We start from the raw sequence: 24,179 nt of genomic DNA, 5'->3' as shown, positions 1-24,179 counted from the left end.
GCCGCAAGGCCGCCCTCCGGGCGACGACGGGAGTTTGAAGACATGCCCTAGGACCTTGTGACGACAGGCCCCAGACCCTGTCGTCACGCCTCACATCTCGTCGTACGCTGCTGAGTCGGGCGTACGACGAGATGGCTCGAGGCGTGAGGAGACGCGGTGGTGAGGACGTCCTTCCGCACGAGTGACGTCGACCGGGCGATGGAAGCGATCAAGGCCGCTTTCTACACCAACCGGCTGGACGTACTGGCCGCCCCCGAGCGCTTCGGGGCCGCCCTCGAGGTGCTCGACCTCGGCGGGATCACCGTCGGCGAACTCGCCTGCGGGGCCGATGTCCGGGTCCGCTGCGGGGAGTTGGGCGCCTACCACGTCAACATCCCGCTCGGCGAACCCCTCGTCTGGCACCAGGCGCACCGGCCCGAGCTGGGCACGATGCCCGGCCGGGCGGCCCTGTTCCAGCCCGTCGGCACCACCGTCGTCGACCGCTGGGCAGGGGCGGGCAGGGTGCTCGCCCTGAAGATGGACCGGGCACTGGTCGAGCGCCGCGTCGAGGAACTGACCGGGCGCCCGCCGCGCACCCCCGTCGTCCTCGACCCCGAACTCGACCTGACGCGGGGGCGCGGCAAGGACTGGGCCCGCCTCGTGCAGGTCCTCATCGACGACCTGCACGACGCGACGCGGCTGCTCGAACACCCCCTGGTCGCCGCCCCGTTGCAGGACGCCGTGCTCAACGGGCTGCTGCTGGCGGCCGGGCACCGCTACCGCGAGGAACTCGACCACCCCGCGAGCCGGCTGCGCCCCGCGCCGGTCAAGCGGGCGATCGACGCGATGCGCGAACGGCCCGAACACCCCTTCACCACCACCGAGTTGGCGGCCGAGGCCCAGGTGGGCGTGCGCTGGCTCCAAGAGGCCTTCGCCCGCTACGTGGGCATGCCCCCGATGACGTACCTGCGCGCGATCCGACTCGAGCGGGCCCACGCCGACCTCCGCGCGGCGGACCCCGCGGGCACCGCCACCGTCGGGGACGTCGCGTACCGCTGGGGCTTCGGGCACCTGGGCCGCTTCGCCGAGCAGTACCGGGCGAAGTACGGGCGGCTCCCCTCGACGACACTGCGGGAGCCCGCGGTGCGGCACGGCGACGCCTGACGGGCCGCCGCGCTATGCGGACAGCGGGCTCGTTCGCCGGATCGCCGGTGGGACGGACCCTGGTCTAGCGTCGAAGTGTTGTCGGGGGCCGGTCACCGGACCCGGGTGCTTGCCGCTCCCGGACCGGAGGCCGTGACGGATTCCGGCGACGCCCGGCCCGGCCCTACCCCGCCGGGCCGGCATCCGCCTGCGGGCCCGGGCTCCCCCTCGAAGAATCATGCACCGGGCCCGTCGGTGCGCCCAGATCGCCGAGGCTCACCGTGCCGAGCGCACGGCCGTCCTGCACGACCGGGAGCCGCCGCACCGCGTGCGCGCGCATCAGCGTCGCCGCCGCGGACACCGCCTCGTCGGGCCCCACCGTCACCGGCCGGGGCGTACACACGGCGTCCGCGCTCACCGTCAGCGGATCCGCGCCGTCGGCGACGGCCCGCACCGTGATGTCCCGGTCCGTGAGCACCCCGACGAGCTGGCCGCCGTCCGTCACCAGGACGTCCGCGGTGCCCTGCGCGCGCATCAACTGAGCGGCCTCCACCAGCGAGGCGTCGGGGCGCACCGCCACGACGCCCTCGGTCATGACGTCCCTCACCAACCTCACCGCATGGGCCATCGCCTTCGGCCTTTCTGCTTCCTGGGGCGCGATCGTGCCGGGTGTGACCCAGGCCGCAGTACCCCTCGTACCGGTGCCCATGCGTGTTTGCCGGGCAGCGGCCGGGGCAGGCGGAAGTCAGTGCTTCGGACAGGAGGCACGTCCGTGGGAGAGCTACCTCGCGTATGCGCCCCGGGTGTGTCCGATGCCGCCTTGAGGCGCGCGACTCCCACGGTGACCACCGAACCCAGGGCACATTTTCCAGGGAGTTGCGATTCATGCGCACGCCTACGAGCACACCCGTGAACCCGGTGAAATCCGGTCGACGGCACCCGCACGACGACGCGCCCGACACCACCGCGGCCTTCGCGAAACTGGCCGCCATGCCCGACGGGCCCGAGCGCGACCGGCTGCGCCGCGACACGGTCGAGGCCTGGCTGCCGATGGCCGAGCGACTGGCCGGCCGCTTCCGCAACCGCGGTGAGTCCTACGAGGACCTGCGCCAGGTCGCCGCGCTCGGCCTGGTCAAGGCCGTCGACCGGTACGACCCGGAGCGCGGCAACGCCTTCGAGAGCTACGCCGTCCCGACGGTGACCGGCGAGATCAAGCGGCACTTCCGCGACCACATGTGGACGCTGCACGTACCGCGCCGCGTCCAGGACCTGCGCAACCGCGTCAGGTTCGCGCAGCACGAGCTCTCCCAGAGCATCCCGGGCCGCGCCCCGACCCTCGCCGAGATCGCCGCGCACGCCAACATGACCGAGGACGAGGTGCGCACCGGCCTCGAGGCCCTGGACAGCTTCACGGCGCTCTCCCTCGACGCGGAGCTGCCCGGCAGCGACGACGGCTACTCGCTGGCCGACGCGCTCGGCTCGGCCGACCCCGCGCTCGACGTGGTCGTCGACCGCGAGGCCGTCAAACCCCGCATCGCCGCGCTGCCCGAGCGCGAACGGCGGATCCTGTACATGCGCTTCTTCGGCGACATGACACAGAGCCGCATCGCCGAAGAGCTGGGCATCTCCCAGATGCACGTGTCCCGGCTCATCAACCGCTGCTGCCACCGGCTGCGCGACGAAGTCCTCGCCGACGCCGCCTAGTCAGCAGCCCAGTTGACCGTCCCGTCGCGCCTATCTGCGCATCGCCAACGCGATATGACGGGACATCACATCCAGCGCCCTGGCCTCCGCCATGGAGAACGCCAGGCGGCCCGCGGACCGGAACAGGGTGAGCACGCCCTGGACCGGTTCGCCGGGCGCCGCGATCAGCGGCACGCACAACAGGGACGTGACGTCCGCGCGGACCAGGACCGGCGCGCCCGACGCGTCCGCGCCGAGCGCCTCCAGGTCCTCGGGGCGCACGAGCAGCGCCGGAGAACCGCCGCGCGCCGCCTCCATGACGAGCGGGCTCGCGGCGGGATCCTGCGCGGCGATGTCCTCTGCGACGTCGTCGTCCCCGCCGAGCACGGCCGTACGCGTCACTCGCGCCGCCCCGCGGTCGGCGATCACCCAGTCCGCGAACCGTACGTACAGCGCCCGGGCGGCGCGGCGCAGCACCTCGGCCGGGTCGCCGGCCGGCGCGCCGAGCAGCTCCCGCGTCATCAGGTCCATGAGGTCGAGCTGGGCCGTGTGCCGCGTCGTCTCCGCGAGGTCGGGCACCGGTGCCCCCGCGGCGGCCGGGCCCGCGGCCCTGGCGGTGCCGTCGCCCTCCGGGTGGAGCAGGACGAGGACGGTGGTGCGCGGCTCGTTGCCCGGGCGCAGCCCCGTGAGGACCGTGTGGACCGGGGCGTGCGGATCCTGCTGCAGATGCACGGTGAGCCCCCGGTCGCCCTCGCCGCGGGCGACCGCCGCGACCTGAGAGCGGAACGCGGCCCGGTCGGCGTGCGCGAACAGGCCGGTGAGCGGCCGGCCGGTCGCGTAGCCGGCGCGGACCCCGGTGAAGATCGTCGCGGCGAAGTTCATCCGGCGCACCACCGCCTCGCGGTCCACCAGGGCCACGGGCAGCGGCAGCCGCTGGAACACGGCGCGCAACAGCTGCTGTTCCTGCCGGTCGGCGCCGGCCGAACGGCTCGTGGCGGTGCCGGGATCGGCCGCCTCGTGCTTCTGGCGCGGCCACAACTGCCGTGCTGCGTGATCGAGTTCGAACAGGGCCGCGTCGAGCACGGTGGCCAGCTCGTCCGCGGGCAGGGACCGTGCCACCTTCAACTCGGCCACGCGGCGCATGAAGTCCGCGAGTTCTTCACCGAATTCCTCCGTTTGAGCCATGCCGAGAAAGTACCGGGCCCAGCCGTTTTCCGAGGCCGACCCGGGGAAGCCGGAACAACGAGGAGGCGTTCCCGATGCGCAAGACCGACCCGTCCGCCCCGCATGTGAACATCACCCGCACCTCGCCCCACCCCGCCCCGGAGGCGGCCGAAGCGGGTCTGCCCGCCCGCAGGCTCTCCGAACTCGCCGAGGAGGCCGTCCGCTGCACCGCCGACTGCTGCGGCGCCGTGGCCACCGTGACCGACGGCAGCGACGAGCACCCGTCCGCCGCGACCCACCCCGACCTGGCCGCCCTCGCCTCCGTCCAACTGCGCTCCGGCGAGGGCCCCATCCCCGCCGCCGAGCAGCGCGGCCAGGCCGTCGACGCCACCGACCTCCTCAGCGACCGCCGCTGGCCCGACTACCGGGCCCTCGCCCTCGACTCCGGGGTGCGCTCCAGCGTGACCATCCCGTTCCGCAGCGCCGACCTCACCGTCACCCTCAGCCTCTACAGCTTCCGCGCCGGCGCGCTGCGCGACGCCGGTCACGGGCCCGTCCACGCACTCGGGGGTCTCGCGGCGACCTGCCTGGTCCGCGACCGTTCGTACCAGCAGGCGCTGACCGAACTCGACCAGCTGGGCGCGGCCCTGCGCTCGCGGCCCGTCGTCGACCAGGCGTGCGGGATCGTCATGCACGTGCTGGCCTGCGACCCGGACGACGCGTTCACCGTGCTGCGCCGCATCTCGCAGACCAGCAACCGGAAACTGGCCGACGTGGCGTCCGCCGTCGTCGAGCGGCGCGGACGCGGCCTGGAGCGGGAGTTCGCCGCGCTCACGCGCTGACCCGGCCCGCCCCGTCCCCCGTCCGTCACCCGCCCGGCGCAGTCCCCGCGCCGGGCCACTCGTCTGTCCCGCCCACCCCACGGGTACGCACCGGGCAGCAGTACGGCGCGCCAGGTTCCCGGACGGATGTGACGCTGGGGGCAGGCAGCGCACCACCCGCGCGGCGACGGACACACGGCACGGAGGCAGCATGCGGCCATCGGACCCCACGGCCCACGGCGCACGCCGCCCCGTGCGCGAGAGCCGCGGCCCCGTCCGCTACGGCCCGCCCCTGCCCGAGCCGGGACTGCCCGTCCTGCCCGAGCTCGCGGGCGTCGTCGCCTCGGCCGCAGGACGCCCGCACGCCGAGCCGCCCGGCGGGTCGCCCGCCCTCCTGGAGGCGGCCCGCGGCTACTGGCAGCGCCGGGGACTCGCGGCCGAACGCGGGCGGCTGATCGCGGCCCCGGGCGGCGCACCCCTGCTGCTCGCGCTCACCGCCGCGCTCGGCGGCGACGTGCTTGTGCCACGCCCCTGCCCGGCCTGGTGGGTGCCGCAGGCCAGACTCCTGGGCCGCGACGTGTTCCACGTGCCGACCCCCGCCGAGTGCGGCGGAGTGCCCGACCCGTACGCCCTCCTGGAGACGGTCCGCCGCGTCAGGGCCGAGGGCGGCAACCCCCGGCTGCTCGTCCTGTCCGTCGCCGACGACCCGACGGCGACGGTGCCGCCGCCCGAGGTGCTGCACGAGGCGGTGGAGGCCGCCGTGGGGGAGGGCCTGCACGTGGTGAGCGACGAGACCTGGCGCGACACCCTGCACCCGGGCGCGGACACCGTCCTGTTCAGCCCCGCCGAGATGTTCCCCGCGCACGTCACCGTACTGACCGAGCTGACCGGCGCGTTCCTGCCGCCGTCGCTGCCCGCGGCCTGCGCCCGTTTCCCGCCCACCGCGCGCGGCGACCGGCTCGCCGCCCGCGCACTCGACTTCCTCACCGCGACCGGCGCCGTCCTCGCGGCCCCGGTCGCGGCCGCGGCGACGTACGTCCTCAACGAGAGCGACGACGTCACGGAGCGCCGCACCGCCGCCGCGCGGCTGCACGCCCTGGTCGCCGCGGCCGCGCACGGCGTCGTCCTCGGGCACGGCGGCCTGGCCAGGCCGCCGCGCGCGGGCCGCCACCTCTACGTCGACCTGGCCCCGCTGCGCCACCCGCTCGCCGCCCACGGGGTCAGCGACGCCCAGGACCTGGAGGACCTGCTCACCGAACTCCTGGGCATGCCGGCCCCCGGCGGGCACCGCTTCGGCGACGACCCGGCGGCGCTGCGCTTCCGGCTGTCGACGGGGCCGCTGCTCGGGTCAACCCCCGAGGAGCGCGGGGCGTCTCTCACCTCGTCGGCGCCGCTGGAATTGCCGCACGTGGTGCGCCAGTTGACCGTAGTGGGATCGGCCCTCGAGGACCTCCGTGCGAGCGTGGGACCGGTGAGCACGGAAGGCAGCACAGCGGCAGGCGAAGGATGGGAGTCCGAGCGATGACCCAGGCGTCCGAATCGACCACGGCACAGCGAGCTGATGCCACCGCGTCCCTCGAGTCCCCCGTCGAGCCGCGGCCGCTCGGCGGGGGAGGCACCACCACCGGCGCACCGCGCCGCTGGCCCCGGTCCTTCGCGGACCGGCTGACCGCACCGCTGCCCGGCCTGCGCGCCTTCGCCCGGTTCGCCCGCGAGGGCAAGGTGAGGCCCGGCGCCGAGGGCCTCGCCGACATCCCGCACCTGCCGTTCGAGCCGGGCCCGCTGCCCGACGTCGACGCCCGCACCGCCGCCGTCACCTGGGCGGGCCACGCCAGCTGGATCGTCCGCATCGGCGGCCTCACCGTCCTCACCGACCCGGTCTGGTCCCGCAAGATCCTCGGCACCCCGGCCCGGATCACCCCCGTCGGCGTCGCCTGGAGCGCGCTGCCGCCGGTCGACGCGGTCGTCATCAGCCACAACCACTACGACCACCTGGACTGGCCCACCCTCAAGAGGCTCCCGCGCCACACGCCCGTGTTCGTTCCCGCGGGCCTCGGCCGCTGGTTCACCCGGCGCCGCTTCACGCGTGTCACCGAGCTCGACTGGTGGGAGGCGGCGGAACTGCACGGGGTCCGGTTCGACTTCGTCCCCGCGCACCACTGGTCGAAGCGCTCACTGACCGACACCTGCCGCACCCTGTGGGGCGGCTGGGTCCTCACCGACCGCGAGGGGCAGCGCATCTACTTCGCCGGTGACACCGGATACGGCCACTGGTTCTCCGAGATCGGCGCCCGCTACCCCGGCATCGACCTCGCCCTGCTGCCGATCGGTGCCTACGACCCGCGCTGGTGGCTGCAGGACGTGCACTGCGACCCGGAGGACGCCGTGCGGGCCGCGCAGGACGTCGGCGCGCGCATCATGGCGCCGATGCACTGGGCCACGTTCCTGCTCTCCGCCGAGCCGGTCATGGAGCCGCTCGTCCGGCTGCGGGCCGCCTGGGACCGGGCCGGACTGCCGCGCGCCGCGCTCTGGGACCTGCCGGTCGGCGCGTCACGCGTGCTGACTGCCTGACGCCCGCCGCACCCTGCGCCACACCATCGGGGCCGCGCCGACCAGCACGGTCAGCGCGACCGCCGCGACGACCCCCTCCCAGGGCTCCTTGAACAGGGAGCCGCCGAGAATCCCGATGACCTGGTACGTCACCGCCCACGCCAGGCACGCCGGAACGTCACCGCGCGCGAACTGCCGCAGCGGCATCTTCGCCATCAGGCACGCCAGCATCACCGGGATCCGCCCCGCGGGCACGAGCCGGGACAGGACGAGGACCATCACCCCGTGGTCGGCGAGCTTGTCCTGCGCCTGCGCGAGCCGCTCCTCGGGCGCCCGCGACCGGATCGCCTCCAGCCACTTCGACCCGTTCTTCGACCGCATCCCGCGCCGGCCCAGCCAGTACAGAGCGATGTCCCCGAGGAACGCGGCGAGCGCGGCGGTCACGAACACCAGCAGCAGCGAGTACGGCGCGGACTGGTGGAACGCGACGACGGCCGCGGAGCTCACCAGCGCACCCGTCGGGATCACCGGCACCAGCGCGCCGATCGCGACGAGCAGGAACAACGACGGGTAGCCGACGGCCTGTTGGGTCGACTCGGGCGGCACCTGGGCCACGGCGGCGAGAACCATCCCGCTCATCTCGCCACCTCGGGACGGACGCTCTCGCCGTGCCCGAGCCGGTGCACGGCCACACCGGGCGCGCGCAGCGCCGCCTGCCGGACGAACTCCTCGCCCGGCGTGTGGAACTCGTGCGGCCGCACCGCGTCCATCCCGATCGGCCAGAACGTCCCGTAGTGCACCGGCACCGCACTGCGCGGCGCAAGGCGGGCCAGAGCCTCCGCCGCGCGCGCCGGATCGAGGTGGTGCGGCCCGAGATACGGCCCCCACCCGCCGACCGGCAGCAGCGCCACGTCGACCTCGCCCACGGCGTCGGCCATGCCGTCGAACAGGCCGGTGTCGCCCGCGAAGTACGTACGGGCCTCGCCGCTGACGACGTAACCGAGCGCGGGCGACCGGTGCGGCCCCACCGGCAGCCGCCGCCCGTCGTGCTCGGCGGGCACCACCCTTATGGCGACGCCCCCGACCTCGATACGGGCCCCGGCCTCGACCTCGGTGATGTGCAGCCGCCCGCCCAGCCTGCGCAGACCGGGCACGGCGCGCGCGGCGCCGCGCGGCACCAGGACCCGGGTGCCCGCCGCGAGCCGGGCGAGCGAGGGCACGTGGAGGTGGTCGGCGTGCAGATGCGAGACGAGCACCACGTCGGCGCGGGCGGCGCTCGGCGGCGGGGGCGCGCCCCGGCGCCGGCGCAGATGCGCCAGACGCCGGGCGAAGAGCGGATCGGTGAGTACCCGGGTGCCCGAATCCTCGACCGTGCAGGTGGCATGACCCCACCAGGTGATCTCCACCGGCACCCGTTGCCTCCTTGCGTGCGACTGCCCCGAGCCTACGTGCAGGAGTAGGGTCGTCGCCGAAAGCTGAGGTGAGGGGGACACCATGGGCGCAGCCGACCGGGAGGTCAGGGTGGCGGCGATCGCCAGTCTGACGCCGCTCGCGGATCTTGACGAGGACCCGTTCCTGGTGGACTCGCGCAGCCAGCACGCGATGTGTGCCCGCTGGGCCGCCGAGCGCGGCTACGTGATCACCCGCGAACTCCTCGTGCACGCCCTGCGCCCGGACCACGAGGTGCTGTGGACGGACGTGGACGCGGGCCTCGTCGACGTCTTCGTGGCCCCGTGCGACCGCGTCCTGCGCGCGGCACTGAGCTCGGTCGACGCGTTCTCGGCGGAGTGCGCGCGACGGGGCGTGCGCCTGGAGACGGCCGGCCTCGCCGAGCCGTCGTACAGCGCGGAGATGAAGGCACGCGTCCACCGCCGCCTGTCGATGCCCACCGCGGGGTACGACGGCTGCTAGCCGGACCCGTCGACCACGACCCGCGCAAAACGTGTGAAACCCTGGCGTGACGACAGTGCGGGCGAGGGGAGCCGGAGACATGGGCGCAGGCCGATGGAGACGGATGGCGAGCATCGCGTGGCGTTCGCTGACGGTCTGGGCGGCGAGCACCGTGACGATGCTGATCCTGGCCGGGATCCTGCCCGACTTCCAGCTCCAGTCCGACAACGGGGACAGCGCCACCCGCGTCGCGACCACCGCCGCGCTCGGCGCCGGAGCCTTCGCGGTCCTGTCGGCCCTGGTATGGCCGATTCTCGTCCGTGCCCTCCTCCTCGTCCCGGCACTCGTCCTCGGCCTCGTCGTCTTCTTCCTGAACGGGGCGCTGCTCCTGTTCGCCCTGCGCCTGATCCCCGACGGCCGCGGCGAGGCCGGCCCGGAGACCGCGGTTGTCGTCGCCGCGGTGATGTCGGCCGTCGCCTCGGCGACCGGCGGTGCGCTCGCCGTGCGCGACGACGACGCGTACCGGCGCCGCCTGTACCGGCTCGCCGACCGCCGACGCCGCAAGGACGAGGGCGCCGACGCCTGCCCGCCCACCCCCGGCACGGTCTTCCTCCAGCTCGACGGCGTCGGCCACGAGGTGCTGCGCCGCGCCGCCCGCGACGGCGTCATGCCCACCGTCCGCGGCTGGCTGCACGACGGCAGCCACCGCCTCACGCCGTGGCGCACCGACTGGTCGAGCCAGACCGGCGCGAGCCAGCTCGGCATCCTGCACGGCTCGAACCACGACGTGCCCGCCTTCCGCTGGTACGAGAAGGACACCGGCGAGATCCAGGTCTCCAACCGCCCCACCAGCGCCGCCGAACTGCAGCGCCGCGCCATCGAGCGCACCGGCGACGGCGGCCTGCTCACCCTGGACGGCGCGAGCCGCGGCAACCTGTTCAGCGGCGGCGCCGAAGAGGTCGCCCTCGTGCTCTCCGTGGCGGCCCGGCGCGGCAAGGAGAACAGGTCGAGGGCCGGATACTTCGCGTACTTCTCCGACCCCGCGAACGCCGTGCGCACCGCCCTCTCCTTCTTCGCCGAGGTCGGCCGCGAGATCGGCCAGTCCACCCACGCGCGGCTCAGCCGCAGGCGCCCGCGCATCGGCCGCGGCGGCCTCTACCCCTTCATCCGGGCCTTCGCGACCGTCGTCGAGCGGGACGTCGTCGTCGCGGCCGTCATCGGTGACCTGCTGGCCGGCCGCAGCGCCGTCTACGCCGACCTCGTCGCCTACGACGAAGTGGCGCACCACTCGGGACCGTTCGGCCGCGACGCCGAGAAGGTCCTCGAGCGCCTCGACCGCTCCCTCGCGCTGATCGAGAAGGTCGTCGAGCACGCTCCGCGCCCGTACCGCATCGTCGTCCTGTCCGACCACGGCCAGAGCCCCGGCGAGACCTTCCACGCCCGCTACGGCCTCACCCTGCAGAACCTGGTGCGCGCGGGCTGCGGCCTGCCCGTGCCGCGCAAGGCCCGCCGCACCCACAGCGGCGCCGAGGCCCGCTCCGCCGTGCGGGCCGCGCTGCACCGGCCGGTCGAGACGGGGGAGGAGAGCACCGCCAAGGACCGGCGCAGCGAGCCGGTCGTCCTCGCCTCAGGCAACCTGGGCCTCGTCTCCTTCCCCGACGTGCACCACCGCATGAGCAAGGAGGAGCTCGACGCCCGCCACCCGGCGCTGCTCGCGACCCTCGCCAACCACCCCGGGATCGGCTTCCTCCTCGTACGCAGTGAGGAGCACGGCGCGGTCGTCCTCGGCGCCCGCGGCATCGAGGTCCCGATCGCCGAACTCGCCGACGGGCAGGGCCCCTTGGCCGACTTCGGGCCCGGCGCCGCCGACGCCGTGCGCCGCACCGACTCCTTCCCGCACACCGCCGACATCATGGTCAACTCCTGGTACGACCCCGTCGACGGCGAGGTGCTCGCGTTCGAGGAGCAGATCGGCTCGCACGGCGGCCTCGGCGGTGCGCAGGGCCGTCCGTTCCTGCTCTCTCCGGTGGCCCTGTCCGAGCCGGTCGCGGAGGGCTGTGACCTCGTCGGCGCCGAGGAGGTGCACCGGATCCTGCGCCGCTGGCTGCGCGAGGGCCGCGGCCCGCAGATCCCGCTGGAGAATTCCCCGGAGCAGGACGCCGAGATCGGATCTTTTGCGGTGTCGCCCCCGCACACGCAGGACAAATCCGCATGATTTGGAGTGGGCCGCCCGCCCACCCGACCATGGAGCGCCGCCCGGCGATCCCGTGACGGCTCAGCACGACCGAGAGGCGCACCACCCCATGCACGACTCCGGAACCGCGGACACCACGGCTCCGGCCGCCGGCGACTCACCGGGCGACCACCAGGACGACTCCCGGCACGCCCGCCGATTCGGCCTCCCCATCGCCACGGCCCTGGTCATGGGCAACATCATCGGCGGCGGCATCTTCCTGCTCCCCGCGTCCGTGGCCCCGTACGGCACGATCGCGCTCGTCGCCTTCGGCGTCCTCACGGTCGGCGCGATCGCCCTCGCCCTCGTCTTCGGCCGCCTCGCGAACCGGCACCCGCAGACCGGCGGCCCGTACGTCTACGCCCGTGAGGCCTTCGGCGACTTCGCCGGGTTCCTCGCCGCCTGGTCGTACTGGATCACCACCTGGGTCTCGAACGCCGCGCTCGCCGTCGCCGCCGTCGGCTACCTGGACGTGCTGCTCCCCATCCACGGCTCGACGTTCTGGACGATCGTCGCCGCCCTGATGTGCCAGTGGCTGCCCGCGCTCGCCAACCTCGCCGGGACGCGGTACGTCGGCGCGGTCCAACTGGTCTCCACCGTCCTGAAGTTCGCGCCGCTGCTGCTCGTCGCGATCGGCGGGCTCTTCTTCTTCCAGGCGGACAACCTCGGCCCGTTCCGGGCGAGCGGCGACTCCGCGCTCGGCGCCGTCTCCGCGTCCGCCGCGATCCTGCTCTTCAGCTACCTGGGCGTCGAGTCCGCGTCCGTGAGCGCCGGCGAGGTCCGCGACCCGCAGCGCAACGTCGGACGCGCGACCGTCCTCGGTACGGGGCTTGCCGCGCTGCTCTACCTGCTGTGCACGGTGGCCGTGTTCGGGACCGTCTCGCACGACGAGCTGGTGAACTCCACGGCGCCGTTCTCCGACTCCGTGAACGCGATGTTCGGCGGCACGTGGGGCGGCACCGCCGTCGCGGTCGCCGCGCTGGTCTCCATGGTCGGCGCGCTCAACGGGTGGACGCTGCTCAGCGCCCAGACCCCGTACGCCGCGGCCAAGGACGGGCTGTTCCCTGCCGCGTTCGAGCGCAAGCGGCGCGGTGTTCCGACGTTCGGCGTGATCGTGGCCGTCACGCTCGCCTCGCTGCTGACGATCTACAACTACACCGCCGGTTCCAGCGGCGTCTTCGAGACCCTCGTCCTCGTGACGACGTTCACGGCCACCGTCCCCTACCTGCTGGCCACCGCCGCGCAGATCTACTTCCTGCTGTCGGGCCAGGGCCACCGTGTCCGTCGCTCGCGCCTGGTGCGGGACATGGCCCTGGCCCTGGCCGCGTTCGGCTTCTCGATGTGGCTGGTCGGCGGGGCGGGGTATGCGGCCGTGTACCAGGGTGTGCTGTTCCTCTTCGTGGGCGTGCTCGTGTACGCGTGGATGGCCGCGCGCAAGCAGCGGGCTGCCGCCTGGTCGCCGTAACTCCGGTGGTCTCGTCGGCGAGTGCCGGCCGGTGGTCCTGCTGCGCGCAGTTCCCCGCGCCCCTGAAGGCAAGCGGCGTAGCCGCAAGCCTTCAGGGGCGCGGGGCTGTGTCACTAGCGGCTCCGCCGCGGGGCGCGACCAGCCCCCACCGGGCCGCAGCCGCGTACGAAAGCGCGGCCCGGCAGACGTCACCGCGCAAGCGGCGCCACGATCCACCTCAGCTTCTTGTACATGGAGTCACGCGAACCCAGCTCCACCAGTTTCCGCGCAGCGGGATACGCCTCGTTGCCCTCCACCTCGTAGCCCACCTCGAACGTCCCGGGCACGTCCCTGACCTCCAGCTGCGCCTCGATGTCGGCCGCGGAGCGCTCCCCGTCGGCCGCCATCGCCGTCAGATGCGCGATGCGCCGCTGCTGCGCCTCGTCCAGGGCCTGGCGCGGGTCGCGTGCACCCGGTGAGGCCATGGCCGCCTTGCCCTTGCCGGACGGGGGCGCGACCGCCGAGCTCGGGGTGCGCGTCTCGCCGGTGGGCTGCCGCGTCGACAGCGTCGCCTGGACCACCGTGCCGTCGTTGTCCAGGGCCACCCGGAACTCGCCGCGACCCGGAGTGATCACCGGGACGCCGCCGAAGGCCTGGCGGAACGTGACGTGCGTCTGCAGCGACACGGGCTCGCCGATCTGGGAGCCGTCCTTCTTGCCGGAGTTCTGCATCAGGTCGTGCACGCCGTCGACGACCAGCTCGGCGCCGCCCGTGGTCTGCGCGTGCTGCTCCACGAACTGCCGGGCCAGCTCGACCGCACGCTCGGTCGCGAGCCTGCGGGTGTTGCGGTGGTTGGCCTCGGCGAGCTTCACCCAGCGCACCGCGCCCGGCGCCGTCGACACGAACCGGTCGCCGGAGTTGGCGCTGAGCACGCCCTGCCGCTCGACCTGGACCTCCTGCAGAGCGGCCTGCGGGAAGTGCGCGAGCTGCCCGAGCTCGGTGAGTTCCTGCCCGGGGTTGCGCGGCGTGAGCTGCACGATCTGCGGCTCGGGCGGCGCCTGGGTGAGCGGGTCGCGCAGGCCTTCGCGCGCGTAGTACCAGCGCCAGGCGTACCAGGCGTCGGAGACGTGCTCGCGGTAGAAGTTGCGCTCGGAGTTGAGGCGGTTCTGCGCCTCGGCCTGGGTGGCGCCGGTGGCGGCGACCGACGGGGCCTGCCCGTGGTAGATGTCCCAGCTCGCGTTGAGCCACGCGTCGCAGTAGGTCTGGCCCGCGCGCCACTTCTCCCAGAACTTCTTGCCGTAGTCGCCGCTGTCGATGCTCGTCGTCTCGAAGCCGAAGATCATCCGCGAGCCCAGGTTGGGGCCCGCCCAGGTGCGGACGGGGGAGTGCCCGTCCAGGACGCGCAGCGAGTTGCACGTCGACCAGAACACGTAGTTGGCCCGCTCGTTGCCGAAGGCCATCCGGTTGGACACCGCGTCCGAGCGGTTGTCCCACGTCGCGCCGAGCGGCGCGAAGAACACCCCGTTGCCGTCCATGCCGCCGTGGCCCGAGTGGTAGACGGCGACGACCGCGTCCACGCCGTACCGGTCCTGCCAGTTGTCGTACGTCTCCTCGTACGCCCACACCTGGACGCCGCTGTCGGCGAACCAGAAGTTGCGGTCGTAGAACTGCTGCAGATACGCGAGCCAGCCCGTCGCGTCCTCGTGCGTGTGCGAGAGCGGGTTCTGGTTCACGAACTTCTGGATGCTGAACGCACCCCACCAGCCGAACGTCGAGTCGCGGTCGGCCGCGCCGGGCTTCCCGGTCTCCAGTGGTGACGGACCGCGGTCCGAATAGATCATGCGCATGGCCAAACCCCCTGCGAATCCCCAGAGTTGGGGGCCTCAAAGTGTCACCGTCGTCGCGGCTTGCCCAGCGCGCTTTCCGGCCATGTGGGAGCCCCGGGAAAATCGGCTGCGTGAGCGAACGCTGCAGGTCACACTGGTCGCACGGGACGCCGCGCACTCTGCGCGCCCCGCCCTTCCCTTCCGCTCACCTCCCGCTCACCCTTCCAGGAGTCACTACGTGCAGGCCGCCGTCACGGTCACCCCCTCCCGCATCCCGGAGCTGCTGCTCGGTCTCGCGACCGTGCGGCCGGTCTTCCTCTGGGGTGCGCCCGGCATCGGCAAGTCGTCGCTCGTGCGCGCCTTCGCCGATTCCCTGGGGCTCGAGTGCGTGAGCCTGCTCGGTACGCAGCTGGCGCCCGAGGACCTGATCGGGGTGCCGCAGATCCGCGACGGGCGCTCGGTGTTCTGCCCGCCCGAGGCCATCGCGCGCGACGAGCCGTACTGCCTGTTCCTCGACGAGCTGAACGCGGCGACGCCGGACGTGCAGAAGGCCTTCTACTCGCTGATCCTGGACCGCCGGATCGGGAACTACGAGCTGCCCGAGGGCTCCATCGTCATCGGCGCGGGCAACCGCGCCACGGACAACGCCCTGGCCCGGCCCATCGCCTCGGCCCTGGTCAACCGGCTCGCGCACGTCCACCTGACGGCCTCCGCGAGCGACTGGCTCGGCTGGGCGGCGGGCGCCGACATCCACCCCTGGATCCAGGACCACCTCACCGACCGGCCCGACCACCTGTGGTCGAAGCCGCCGAAGACCGAGGAGCCCTTCTCCACGCCGCGCTCGTGGCACATGCTCAGCGACGCCCTGCACTCCTTCGGTCCTGCGCTCGACGAGGACACCCTGAAGGTCCTCGCCCACGGCATGCTCACGCCCGCGCACGCCGTCGCGTTCTGCGGTTACGTGAAGATCGTCCGCAGCCGCTTCGGCCTGGACGCGATCCTCAAGGGCGACGCCCGCTGGCCGCACCGCGTCGAGGACCGCGACCTGCTGTACTACCTCGCCGACTCGTTCCGCGGCCGCCTCGCCAAGGACCTCCCGGCGTCCAAGGACCACGCCTCGCCGTCGGTCCGACAGACCGCGTACCGCGCCAAGTCCCTGCTGGTACAGCTCGCGGAGATCTCCGTCGAGGTCGCGCAGACCGTCATCGCCGACGACGCCGACGGCAATCCGCTGCTGCCCGCGTGGTTCCTGGTGGAGGCGGCCCGTGACATGCCGCGCCTGGTGGCGGCCCGCCGATGAACCGCGCACGGAAGCAGAAGGACGCGCAGCAGCGGCCCGATCCCGCAACCGAGGCCTATCTCAAGGGACTTGGGATGGTGCGGGCCAACCCCGCGCTCGACTCGATGGACGTACGGTTCTGCCGCACCGGCTGCCGCGTGGTGCCCGAGCACGGCTGGGCCCTGGTCGACTCCGACGGCTGCGTCCACGTCCACCCCACCCGCCGGGCCGAACCCGCCGAGTGGGCCTGGGCGTTGGCGCACTGCCTGCTCCACCTGGGCTTCGGGCACGTCCCGGCCGCGCAGGGCGAGCGCGTGCAGCCGGACGCGTACGAGCTGGCGGCCCGCTGCGTCGTCGTGCACCGCTTCCAGCAGACGTTCCCGGTCGGACGGCCCCCGGAGGGGCTGCCCGCCGTGTTCCCCGGCGGCGACGAGGAGCAGCTCGCCGCGCGCTGGCGCCGCGACGGCATCCCGCCCGCGTACGCCCACTGCGGTGCGGGCGGGCCCGCCCCCGACCAGCTCCTGACGCCCTGGCCAGGACACGGCCGGGCCCCCGACTGGCAGACGGCCTTCGCGCACGCCCTCACCCGTACGATGTCCGCCGCCATGGACGTCGCGGGCGGCCGGCGTGACGAACTCACGGGCGAGCGCGTGCCGTTGAGGCCCTGGGGGCGCGCGCTCGGCTGGTTCGTGTCGTCGTACCCGCTGCTCGGCGGCATCGCCGCGGGCATGACCCTCGTCGCCGACGCGGAGCTCGCCCGCGCCCACGACATCTCGGTCGCCGCCGTCAACGCGGACCTCGGTGAGATCTACGTCAATCCCCTCAAGCGCCACACCGACGACGAGTGGCGCTTCATCCTCGGCCACGAGATGCTGCACGCCGCCCTGCGCCACGGGGACCGGCGCGGCGCCCGCGACCCGTACCTCTTCAACGTCGCCGCCGACTACGTCATCAACGGCTGGCTGCGCGAGATGCGGATCGGCGAGATGCCCGAAGGGCTGCTGCACGACCCGGAGCTGAGCGGCCTGTCCACCGAGGAGGTGTACGACCGGATCGCCGGGGACCTGCGCACGCGGCGCCGCCTCGCGACGCTGCGCGGCAAGGGGCGCGGCGACATCCTCGGTGAACCGCTCGGCCCCGTAAGGGACTTCGTGGACCTCGACGAGTTCTACCGGCGCGGCCTCGCCCAGGGCCTCGACCTGCACCACCAGCAGGAGCGCGGGCTGCTGCCGCTCGGGCTCGTCGAGGAGATCCGCGCGCTCGCCCACCCGCCGGTGCCGTGGGACGCCCAACTGGCCCGCTGGTTCGACGAGTTCGTGCCCCGGCCCGAGCCCGTGCGCAGCTACGCCCGCCCGGCGCGCCGCCAGGCCTCCACGCCCGACATCCCGCGCGCGGGCCGCTCCTTCCCGCCCGAGGAGATCGCCCGCTGCACGTTCGGCGTCGTCCTGGACACGTCCGGTTCGATGAGCCGGACGCTGCTCGGCAAGGCACTCGGCGCGATCGCCTCGTACGCGCAGGCCCGCGACGTACCGGCCGCCCGCGTCGTCTTCTGCGACGCGAGCCCGTACGACGCCGGATACCTCCCGGCGACGGAGATCGCGAACCGCGTGCGGATCAGGGGACGCGGCGGCACGGTCCTGCAGCCCGGCATCGACCTGCTGCGCCGCGCCGACGACTTCCCGGCGGCCGCCCCGCTGCTGATCATCACCGACGGCGAGTGCGACGTGCTGCGGGTGCCGAGGGAGCACGCCTATCTGGTCCCGCGGGGCGCCCGGCTGCCGTTCACGGCGCGTGGGCCCGTGTTCCAGGTGCAATGAAGGCGGATGTGATCGGATGGGGGCAGAGACAACCGCATCCGAAAGGAACTCCACCGTGGCAACCACGCGCTCCGCACACACCGTGTGGGAAGGCACCCTTCTCGAGGGCAACGGCGTCGTCACCTTCGACTCCTCCGGCATCGGCGAGCAGCCGGTGTCCTGGCCGTCCCGCGCCGAGCAGGCGAACGGGAAGACCAGCCCCGAGGAGCTGATCGCGGCCGCGCACTCGTCCTGCTTCTCCATGGCGCTCTCGCACGGCCTGTCCGGCGCCGGTACGCCGCCCACCAAGCTGGTCACCTCCGCGGACGTGACGTTCCAGCCCGGTGAGGGCATCACCGGCATCCACCTCACGGTCGAGGGCACCGTGCCCGGCCTCGACGAGCAGGGCTTCCAGGCCGCGGCCGAGGACGCCAAGAAGAACTGCCCCGTCAGTCAGGCGCTCACGGGCACGACGATCTCGCTGACGGCCAAGCTCGCCTGATCGCGGGCCCGTCCGCCCCCTTGACGTAGGCCCGCTCAAGTTTTGTGCTGGATTTCCGGACAACCCGGAATGCAGAACGACTTGAGCGGGCCTACTCATGGGACAGGGGGCACGTCATGGCGCGTGCGGTCGGTATCGATCTCGGCACGACGAACTCGGTGGTGGCCGTACTGGAGGGCGGTGAGCCCACCGTCGTGGCCAACGCGGAGGGCGCGCGCACCACCCCCTCCGTCGTCGCCTTCGCCAAGAACAAGGAGGTCCTGGTCGGCGAGGTCGCCAAACGCCAGGCCGTCACGAACGTGGAGCGCACCGCGCGCTCCGTCAAACGCCACATGGGCGACGGGAGTTGGCACTTCCCCGAGAGCGGCGCCATCGACGGGGCCCGCTACAGCGCCCAGGAACTGTCCGCCCGCGTCCTGCAGAAGCTCAAGCGCGACGCGGAGTCCTATCTCGGCGAGGACGTCACCGACGCCGTCGTCACCGTGCCCGCCTACTTCGACGACGCGCAGCGGCAGGCCACCAAGGAGGCCGGCGAGATCGCCGGGCTGAAGGTGCTGCGCATCATCAACGAGCCGACCGCCGCCGCCCTCGCCTACGGCCTCGACAAGGGCGACGAGCAGACGGTCCTCGTCTTCGACCTGGGCGGCGGCACGTTCGACGTCTCGCTCCTGGAGATGGGCGACGGCGTCATCGAGGTCAAGGCGACCAACGGGGACACCCGGCTCGGCGGCGACGACTGGGACCAGCGGGTCGTCGACCATCTCGTGCAGCAGTTCAAGAACGCGTACGGCATCGACCTCGCCAAGGACAAGATGGCGCTGCAGCGGCTGCGCGAGGGCGCCGAGAAGGCGAAGATCGAGCTGTCCTCGTCGAGCGAGACGACGGTGAACCTGCCCTACATCACGGCGTCCGCCGAAGGCCCCCTGCACCTCGACGAGAAGCTGACGCGGGCTCAGTTCCAGGAACTGACAGGGGACTTGCTCGACCGCTGCAAGAAGCCGTTCCACCAGGCCGTGCAGGACGCGGGCATCGAGCTGAAGGACATCGACCACGTCATCCTCGTCGGCGGTTCCACGCGCATGCCCGCGGTCACGGAACTCGTACGGGAGCTGACCGGCAAGGACCCGCACAAGGGCGTCAACCCGGACGAGGTGGTCGCCCTCGGCGCGACCCTGCAGGCCGGTGTCATCCGCGGCGACGTCAAGGACGTCCTGCTGCTCGACGTCACGCCGCTGTCCCTCGGCATCGAGACCAAGGGCGGCGTCATGACGCGGCTCATCGAACGCAACACGACCATTCCGACGAGGCGTTCGGAGATCTTCACCACCGCCACCGACAACCAGCCCTCCGTCGGCATCCAGGTCTTCCAGGGCGAACGGGAGATCGCCGCCTACAACAAGAAGCTCGGCGTCTTCGACCTGACGGGGCTGCCGCCCGCGCCGCGCGGCGTACCGCAGATCGAGGTCACCTTCGACATCGACGCCAACGGGATCATGCACGTCTCCGCGAAGGACCTCGCCACCGGGCGCGAGCAGAAGATGACCGTGACCGGCGGCTCGGCGCTGCCCAAGGACGACATCGACCGGATGATGCGGGAGGCCGAGGCGCACGCCGACGAGGACCGCAAGCGCCGCGAGGCCGCCGAGGCCCGCAACGAGGCGGAGCAGCTCGTGTACCAGACGGAGCGGTTCCTGCGGGACAACGAGGAACGGGTTCCGTCCGAGGTGCGCGGCGAAGTCGACGCCGCCATAGAGGAGTTGAAGGGCGTCCTCGCCGCGGACCCGACCGACACGAACGCCCTCAGGGAGGGGGTGCGGAAACTGGCCACCGTCAGCCAGAAGGTGGGGCAGGCGATGTACCAGGGGGCGGGGGCGGAGAGTACCCCCTCTGAAGACCCGAAGGAGGACGTGGTGGATGCGGAGATCGTCGACGACGAGAAAGGTACGGCCTCGTAGCCGCTGAGCTCACGGGGCTGAGCCCCGGACCCCGCTCCTCAATCGCCGGAGGGGTTTCAATTCAGGCGCGTACGCCACTTCTCAAGGATCTCCACGGTGCGCTCCGCTCCCGCCGCCTGCGCCACCAGGTGGTCGAGCACCTCCAGGTGCACGCCCACCTCCTCGCGCGAGTCCAGGTACAGCGCCCCCGTGACGTACTCGCTGAACACCATGTCAGGCAGCTCCCGCACCGGGAAGCGGAACAGGGTGAACGGGCCGAACGTGCCGGGGTGCGGGCCCGAGGCGAACTCGGCTATCTGGAGCGTGACGTGCGGGAGTCGGGCCGCCTCGATCAGGCGGTCCAGCTGCCCGCGCAGCACGGCGGGGCCGCCCGGCGGACGCCGCAGCACCGTCTCGTCCATGACGACCCACAGGTGCGGCGCGTCCTCCCGGGTGAGCAGCGACTGGCGCGCCATGCGCAGCGACACGTGCCGCTCGATCTCGTCCGGCTGCGAGCGGCCCACCGTGCCGGCGTCGAACACGGCCCGCGCGTACTCCTCGGTCTGCAACAGGCCCGGCACGAAGTGCGGTTCGTACGAGCGGATCAGCTCGGCCGCGCCCTCCAGGCTGACGTACAGGCTGAACCACTCGGGCAGCACGTCGTGGAAGCGCTGCCACCAGCCCGGCAGGTTCGCCTCCTCGGCGAGCGCGACGAACGCCTCGATCTCCGCCTCGGGAACCTCGTACAGCTCCAACAGCATCTGCACGTACGGGATCTTGAGGGCGACCTCGGCGGTCTCCATCCTGCGGATCGTCGCCCCGGTGACCCGCAGGGAGCGGGCCGCCTCGTCGCGCTTGAGTCCCACGGCCTCCCGCAGATCGCGCAGGCGTCGGCCGAGGACGACCTGGCCCACCGTCGGGGCAGGACGCCGTTCACTCACCTCTCCACGCCCCCCAAGACGGCTATGAGCCGGTGCGCTCCCACCCCCGTCGCTCCGGCCGCGACGCCAACTGCTTCGGATCGCGGCTGCGATAGACCACGTACGGTCGGAACAGGTACTGCACCGGCGCGCTGAACATATGCACGAGCCGGGTGAACGGTACCAGCGCGATCAGGAGCATGCCCACCACTGCGTGAACGAGGTACAGCACCGGCACACCGTCCATGCGCCACACGTCCGGGCTGAGCGTGAACAGGCTGCGGGCCCAAGGGCCGATCGTCTCGCGGTAGTTGTAGCCGTCGCCGGAGGCGTGCGTGAGCTTGGCGGTCATGCCGAGGACGATCGCGCCCAGCAGGAAGACGTACATGACCTTGTCGTTGCGCGTGGTCGCCTTGAAGACCGGGGTGTTGATGCGGCGGCGCAGCACGAGCATGGCGATGCCGAGCACGGCGAGGGCACCCGCGAACGTGCCGCCCCACAGCGACAGCAGGTGGTACGTGTGCTCGCTGATGCCCAGGTTCGACGTCCACGACATCGGGACGAACAGGCCGACGAGGTGTCCGGCGAGGACGAACAGGATGCCGTAGTGGAACATCGGCGAGGCGATGTTCAGCAGCTTCGACTCGTAGACCTGGGAGGAGCGCGTCGTCCAGCCGAACTTGTCGTAGCGGTAGCGCCAGATCAGTCCGGCGACCAGGAGGACGACGACTACGTAGGGCAGGACGCCCCAGAGAAGCGTGTTCACGGGGCGTGCTCCTTGACCAGGAGAGGCAGTTCTTCGCGGAAGCCGAAGGGTTCGAGGCCGACCTCCTCGCGCGGCGGCCCGTTGCGCGCCAGTGCGAGCGCCGCCGCCCGGTCCTTGGGCGAGGGCCCCGGCAGCGTCCCGCACACGGAGTCGAGCACGCCCGCGTACGCGGTGCCGTGCTCGGTCAGCGCGATGCGGAGCAGTTCGAGGCCGCTGCGGTGCTCCTCCAGGAGGAACGGTCCGGCCTGCGCGGAGAACTCCAGGACCGCGGGCAGGAAGTCCGGCAGCTCCTCGCCGGTGAACTCCAGGCCGTGCGCGCGGTACGTCTCCTTCATCTCCACCAGGGACATGCCGCGCCGCCGGGTGTCACCGTCGCGCCACCAGGTCAGATACAGGCTGTGCCGGTTCTTGAAGTCGAAGACCTGGACGTAGTGCGCCGCCAGTTCCTGTGCGCCGACCGCCTCGGCGTGGTCGACGAACGGGGCGAGCTCCGGCGCCGCGGCCCGCACCAGGGGCAGCCGCTCGTACAGCTCCGCGTCCGGATAGGTCAGGCACAGCGCGGCCGCCTGGTACAGCAGGGAGGTCCGGTCGGTCATGGCAGCTTCTCCTCCTGGTCGTCCTCCTTGTCGGCGGTCTGCCGCTCCTTGGTGAGGTGGAAGGTCTCCACCGAGACCACCGGCAGCAGCTTGCGCCCGCCGCTCGTGGTCGCACCGGAGTCGCCGCCGAAGGGACCCTCACCGCCCATGCCGGGCCCGTCCTCGTACTCCAGCGAGCAGTTGTCGGGCAGCGCCGACTCCTCCAGGCGCTGCGCGTCACCGATCGCCGCGGTCGGGATCACGTACCGGTCCTCGTACTTCGCGACGGCCAGGAGCCGGTACATCTCCTCGATCTCGACGCCCGACATGCCGACCGACTCGGCGATCGAACCGTCCGGCAGGTCACCGAGGTTGATGGCCCGCATGTGCGAGCGCATCGCCGCGAGCTTCTCCAGGGAGGAGCGGACCGGGCCCACGTCGCCCGCGGTGAAGATCTCCGCCAGGTACTCGAGGGGGATGCGCAGGGTGTCGATCGCGCCGAACAGGTTCTCGTGGTCCTCACCGTCGTGGCCCGTCTCGCTGAGGGCGTCGACGACGGGGGACAGCGGCGGGATGTACCAGACCATCGGCATCGTCCGGTACTCCGGGTGCAGCGGAAGCGCCACCTTGTACTTGCTGATGAGCGCGTGCACGGGGGAGCGGCGGGCCGCCTCCATCCAGTCGAACGGGATGCCCGCCTCCTCGGCGGCGCGCTGCACCCCCGGGTCCTCCGGGTCGAGGAAGACGCCCAACTGGGCCTCGTACAGGTCCTTGTCGTCCTCGGTCTCGGCCGCCGCCGTCACCTTGTCGGCGTCGTAGAGGATGACGCCGAGGTAGCGCAGCCGCCCCACGCAGGTCTCCGAGCAGACCGTCGGCAGGCCCACTTCGAGGCGCGGGTAGCACATGGTGCACTTCTCGGCCTTGCCGGTGCGGTGGTTGAAGTAGACCTTCTTGTACGGGCATCCGGTCACGCACTTGCGCCAGCCGCGGCAGCTGTCCTGGTCGACCAGGACGATGCCGTCCTCCGCGCGCTTGTAGATCGCGCCCGAGGGGCAGGCGGCCGCGCACGCCGGGTTGAGGCAGTGCTCGCAGATGCGCGGCAGATAGAACATGAAGGTCTGCTCGAACGCGAACTTCACCTTGTCCGATGCCTGTTGACGTGCCTGTTGACGTGCCTGTTGGCGGGTCTTCTCCACCATCGGGTCGAGATCGCCGTACTCGGTGGCGCCGCCCAGGTTGTCGTCCCAGTTCGAGGACCACTCGATCTTCATCGGCTTGCCGGTGATCAGCGAACGGGGCTGCGCCACCGGGTAGTCGTCGCCGAGCGGGGCGTCGGTGAGGTTCTTGTAGTCGTACGTCCAGGGCTCGTAGTAGTCCTTCAGCTCGGGCAGCTTCGGGTTGGAGAAGATCTCCAGGAGCGACTTGATGCGGCCGCCCTGCTTGAGCTTCAGGGCGCCCTTCTTGTTGAGCTCCCAGCCGCCCTTCCACTTCTCCTGGTCCTCGTGGCGGCGCGGATAGCCCTGCCCCGGGCGGGTCTCCACGTTGTTGAACCAGACGTACTGCATGCCGTTGCGGTTGGTCCACGCCTGCTTGCAGGTGACCGAGCAGGTGTGGCAGCCGATGCACTTGTCGAGGTTCATGACCATCGCGATCTGAGCCATGATGCGCATGGGT

21 protein-coding genes are annotated in these 24,179 nt (G+C 72.3%); 12 read left to right on the top strand and 9 right to left on the bottom strand.

From position 1 onward, the window contains the following. The first annotated feature begins 156 nt into the window (after positions 1-156). A complete protein-coding gene (locus tag ACIBUY_RS02380; protein ID WP_399151464.1) occupies positions 157-1,143 on the top strand; it encodes an AraC family transcriptional regulator in 987 nt (328 codons plus the stop codon). A gap of 163 nt (positions 1,144-1,306) precedes the next feature. Here the strand turns inward: ACIBUY_RS02380 and ACIBUY_RS02375 are convergent, their stop codons facing one another. After that, positions 1,307-1,717, bottom strand: coding sequence for a CBS domain-containing protein (locus tag ACIBUY_RS02375; RefSeq protein ID WP_365568134.1), 411 nt, complete (start codon positions 1,715-1,717; stop codon positions 1,307-1,309). 290 nt (positions 1,718-2,007) lie between these two features. Here ACIBUY_RS02375 and ACIBUY_RS02370 point away from each other — a divergent pair, with 290 nt between their 5' ends. Then, positions 2,008-2,826 (top strand): RNA polymerase sigma factor SigF, encoded by an 819-nt coding sequence (locus tag ACIBUY_RS02370; protein ID WP_365568131.1) that lies wholly within the window; start codon positions 2,008-2,010, stop codon positions 2,824-2,826. A gap of 30 nt (positions 2,827-2,856) precedes the next feature. Here the strand turns inward: ACIBUY_RS02370 and ACIBUY_RS02365 are convergent, their stop codons facing one another. Continuing rightward, positions 2,857-3,990: a GAF domain-containing protein gene (locus tag ACIBUY_RS02365; protein ID WP_365568128.1), complete on the bottom strand. Its 1,134-nt coding sequence runs from the start codon at positions 3,988-3,990 to the stop codon at positions 2,857-2,859. A gap of 74 nt (positions 3,991-4,064) precedes the next feature. Here ACIBUY_RS02365 and ACIBUY_RS02360 point away from each other — a divergent pair, with 74 nt between their 5' ends. The 3 genes from ACIBUY_RS02360 to ACIBUY_RS02350 all read left to right on the top strand — a co-directional run bounded on the left by ACIBUY_RS02360 (position 4,065) and on the right by ACIBUY_RS02350 (position 7,361). Next, positions 4,065-4,811: an ANTAR domain-containing protein gene (locus tag ACIBUY_RS02360; protein ID WP_365568125.1), complete on the top strand. Its 747-nt coding sequence runs from the start codon at positions 4,065-4,067 to the stop codon at positions 4,809-4,811. 190 nt (positions 4,812-5,001) lie between these two features. Then, positions 5,002-6,315 carry an aminotransferase class I/II-fold pyridoxal phosphate-dependent enzyme gene (locus tag ACIBUY_RS02355; protein WP_399151463.1) on the top strand — a complete coding sequence of 438 codons (1,314 nt, stop codon included), beginning with the start codon at positions 5,002-5,004 and terminating at the stop codon, positions 6,313-6,315. Further along, complete coding sequence (locus tag ACIBUY_RS02350; protein ID WP_365568119.1) at positions 6,312-7,361, top strand: MBL fold metallo-hydrolase; 1,050 nt, start codon at positions 6,312-6,314, stop codon at positions 7,359-7,361. Before ACIBUY_RS02355 ends, ACIBUY_RS02350 begins: the two co-directional genes overlap by 4 nt. Here ACIBUY_RS02350 and ACIBUY_RS02345 read toward each other — a convergent pair. Beyond that, the gene (locus tag ACIBUY_RS02345) at positions 7,341-7,979 is read right to left on the bottom strand and encodes a DedA family protein (RefSeq protein WP_365568117.1); all 639 of its coding nucleotides are present in this window, start codon (positions 7,977-7,979) and stop codon (positions 7,341-7,343) included. The genes ACIBUY_RS02350 and ACIBUY_RS02345 overlap by 21 nt on opposite strands. Next, on the bottom strand, positions 7,976-8,752 hold the full coding sequence (locus ACIBUY_RS02340; RefSeq protein WP_365568114.1) for an MBL fold metallo-hydrolase: 777 nt from the start codon (positions 8,750-8,752) through the stop codon (positions 7,976-7,978). Before ACIBUY_RS02340 ends, ACIBUY_RS02345 begins: the two co-directional genes overlap by 4 nt. An 82-nt stretch (positions 8,753-8,834) precedes the next feature. Here ACIBUY_RS02340 and ACIBUY_RS02335 point away from each other — a divergent pair, with 82 nt between their 5' ends. The 3 genes from ACIBUY_RS02335 to ACIBUY_RS02325 all read left to right on the top strand — a co-directional run bounded on the left by ACIBUY_RS02335 (position 8,835) and on the right by ACIBUY_RS02325 (position 12,928). Further along, complete coding sequence (locus ACIBUY_RS02335) at positions 8,835-9,251, top strand: hypothetical protein (protein WP_365568111.1); 417 nt, start codon at positions 8,835-8,837, stop codon at positions 9,249-9,251. A 79-nt stretch (positions 9,252-9,330) separates the two neighbouring features. Then, positions 9,331-11,445 carry a phage holin family protein gene (locus ACIBUY_RS02330; protein ID WP_399151462.1) on the top strand — a complete coding sequence of 705 codons (2,115 nt, stop codon included), beginning with the start codon at positions 9,331-9,333 and terminating at the stop codon, positions 11,443-11,445. An 88-nt stretch (positions 11,446-11,533) separates the two neighbouring features. Further along, complete coding sequence (locus ACIBUY_RS02325) at positions 11,534-12,928, top strand: amino acid permease (protein WP_399151461.1); 1,395 nt, start codon at positions 11,534-11,536, stop codon at positions 12,926-12,928. Between the two features lie 188 nt (positions 12,929-13,116). Here the strand turns inward: ACIBUY_RS02325 and ACIBUY_RS02320 are convergent, their stop codons facing one another. Next, positions 13,117-14,754 (bottom strand): DUF6345 domain-containing protein, encoded by a 1,638-nt coding sequence (locus ACIBUY_RS02320; RefSeq protein ID WP_365578985.1) that lies wholly within the window; start codon positions 14,752-14,754, stop codon positions 13,117-13,119. A 217-nt stretch (positions 14,755-14,971) separates the two neighbouring features. Here ACIBUY_RS02320 and ACIBUY_RS02315 point away from each other — a divergent pair, with 217 nt between their 5' ends. The 4 genes from ACIBUY_RS02315 to dnaK all read left to right on the top strand — a co-directional run bounded on the left by ACIBUY_RS02315 (position 14,972) and on the right by dnaK (position 20,265). Beyond that, entirely contained in the window at positions 14,972-16,033 is a 1,062-nt protein-coding gene (locus ACIBUY_RS02315) for an ATP-binding protein (protein WP_399151460.1), read from the top strand. Continuing rightward, positions 16,030-17,829, top strand: coding sequence for a hypothetical protein (locus ACIBUY_RS02310; protein WP_399151459.1), 1,800 nt, complete (start codon positions 16,030-16,032; stop codon positions 17,827-17,829). Before ACIBUY_RS02315 ends, ACIBUY_RS02310 begins: the two co-directional genes overlap by 4 nt. Before the next feature lie 55 nt (positions 17,830-17,884). Further along, complete coding sequence (locus ACIBUY_RS02305; protein WP_365578979.1) at positions 17,885-18,310, top strand: OsmC family protein; 426 nt, start codon at positions 17,885-17,887, stop codon at positions 18,308-18,310. 116 nt (positions 18,311-18,426) lie between these two features. Further along, positions 18,427-20,265 (top strand): molecular chaperone DnaK, encoded by a 1,839-nt coding sequence (gene dnaK, locus ACIBUY_RS02300; protein WP_365578977.1) that lies wholly within the window; start codon positions 18,427-18,429, stop codon positions 20,263-20,265. Between the two features lie 56 nt (positions 20,266-20,321). On the opposite strand, the gene ACIBUY_RS02295 is transcribed toward dnaK, so the two are convergent. From ACIBUY_RS02295 to narH, 4 genes are read right to left on the bottom strand one after another with little or no spacing between them, the layout of a single operon-like run. Beyond that, positions 20,322-21,185, bottom strand: coding sequence for a helix-turn-helix domain-containing protein (locus ACIBUY_RS02295; protein ID WP_399151458.1), 864 nt, complete (start codon positions 21,183-21,185; stop codon positions 20,322-20,324). A 22-nt stretch (positions 21,186-21,207) separates the two neighbouring features. Beyond that, complete coding sequence (gene narI / locus ACIBUY_RS02290; protein WP_365578973.1) at positions 21,208-21,930, bottom strand: respiratory nitrate reductase subunit gamma; 723 nt, start codon at positions 21,928-21,930, stop codon at positions 21,208-21,210. Beyond that, positions 21,927-22,526 (bottom strand): nitrate reductase molybdenum cofactor assembly chaperone, encoded by a 600-nt coding sequence (gene narJ, locus ACIBUY_RS02285; RefSeq protein WP_365578971.1) that lies wholly within the window; start codon positions 22,524-22,526, stop codon positions 21,927-21,929. Before narJ ends, narI begins: the two co-directional genes overlap by 4 nt. Continuing rightward, positions 22,523-24,175, bottom strand: coding sequence for a nitrate reductase subunit beta (gene narH, locus ACIBUY_RS02280; protein ID WP_365578969.1), 1,653 nt, complete (start codon positions 24,173-24,175; stop codon positions 22,523-22,525). Before narH ends, narJ begins: the two co-directional genes overlap by 4 nt. Positions 24,176-24,179: the final 4 nt, after the last annotated feature.

Origin of the sequence: Streptomyces sp. NPDC050085 (assembly GCF_044460595.1) — a bacterium.
Classification (GTDB): Bacteria; Actinomycetota; Actinomycetes; order Streptomycetales; family Streptomycetaceae; genus Streptomyces.
Note: the sequence above shows the minus strand (reverse complement) of the source record. Positions and strands in the feature narration are given on the sequence as shown.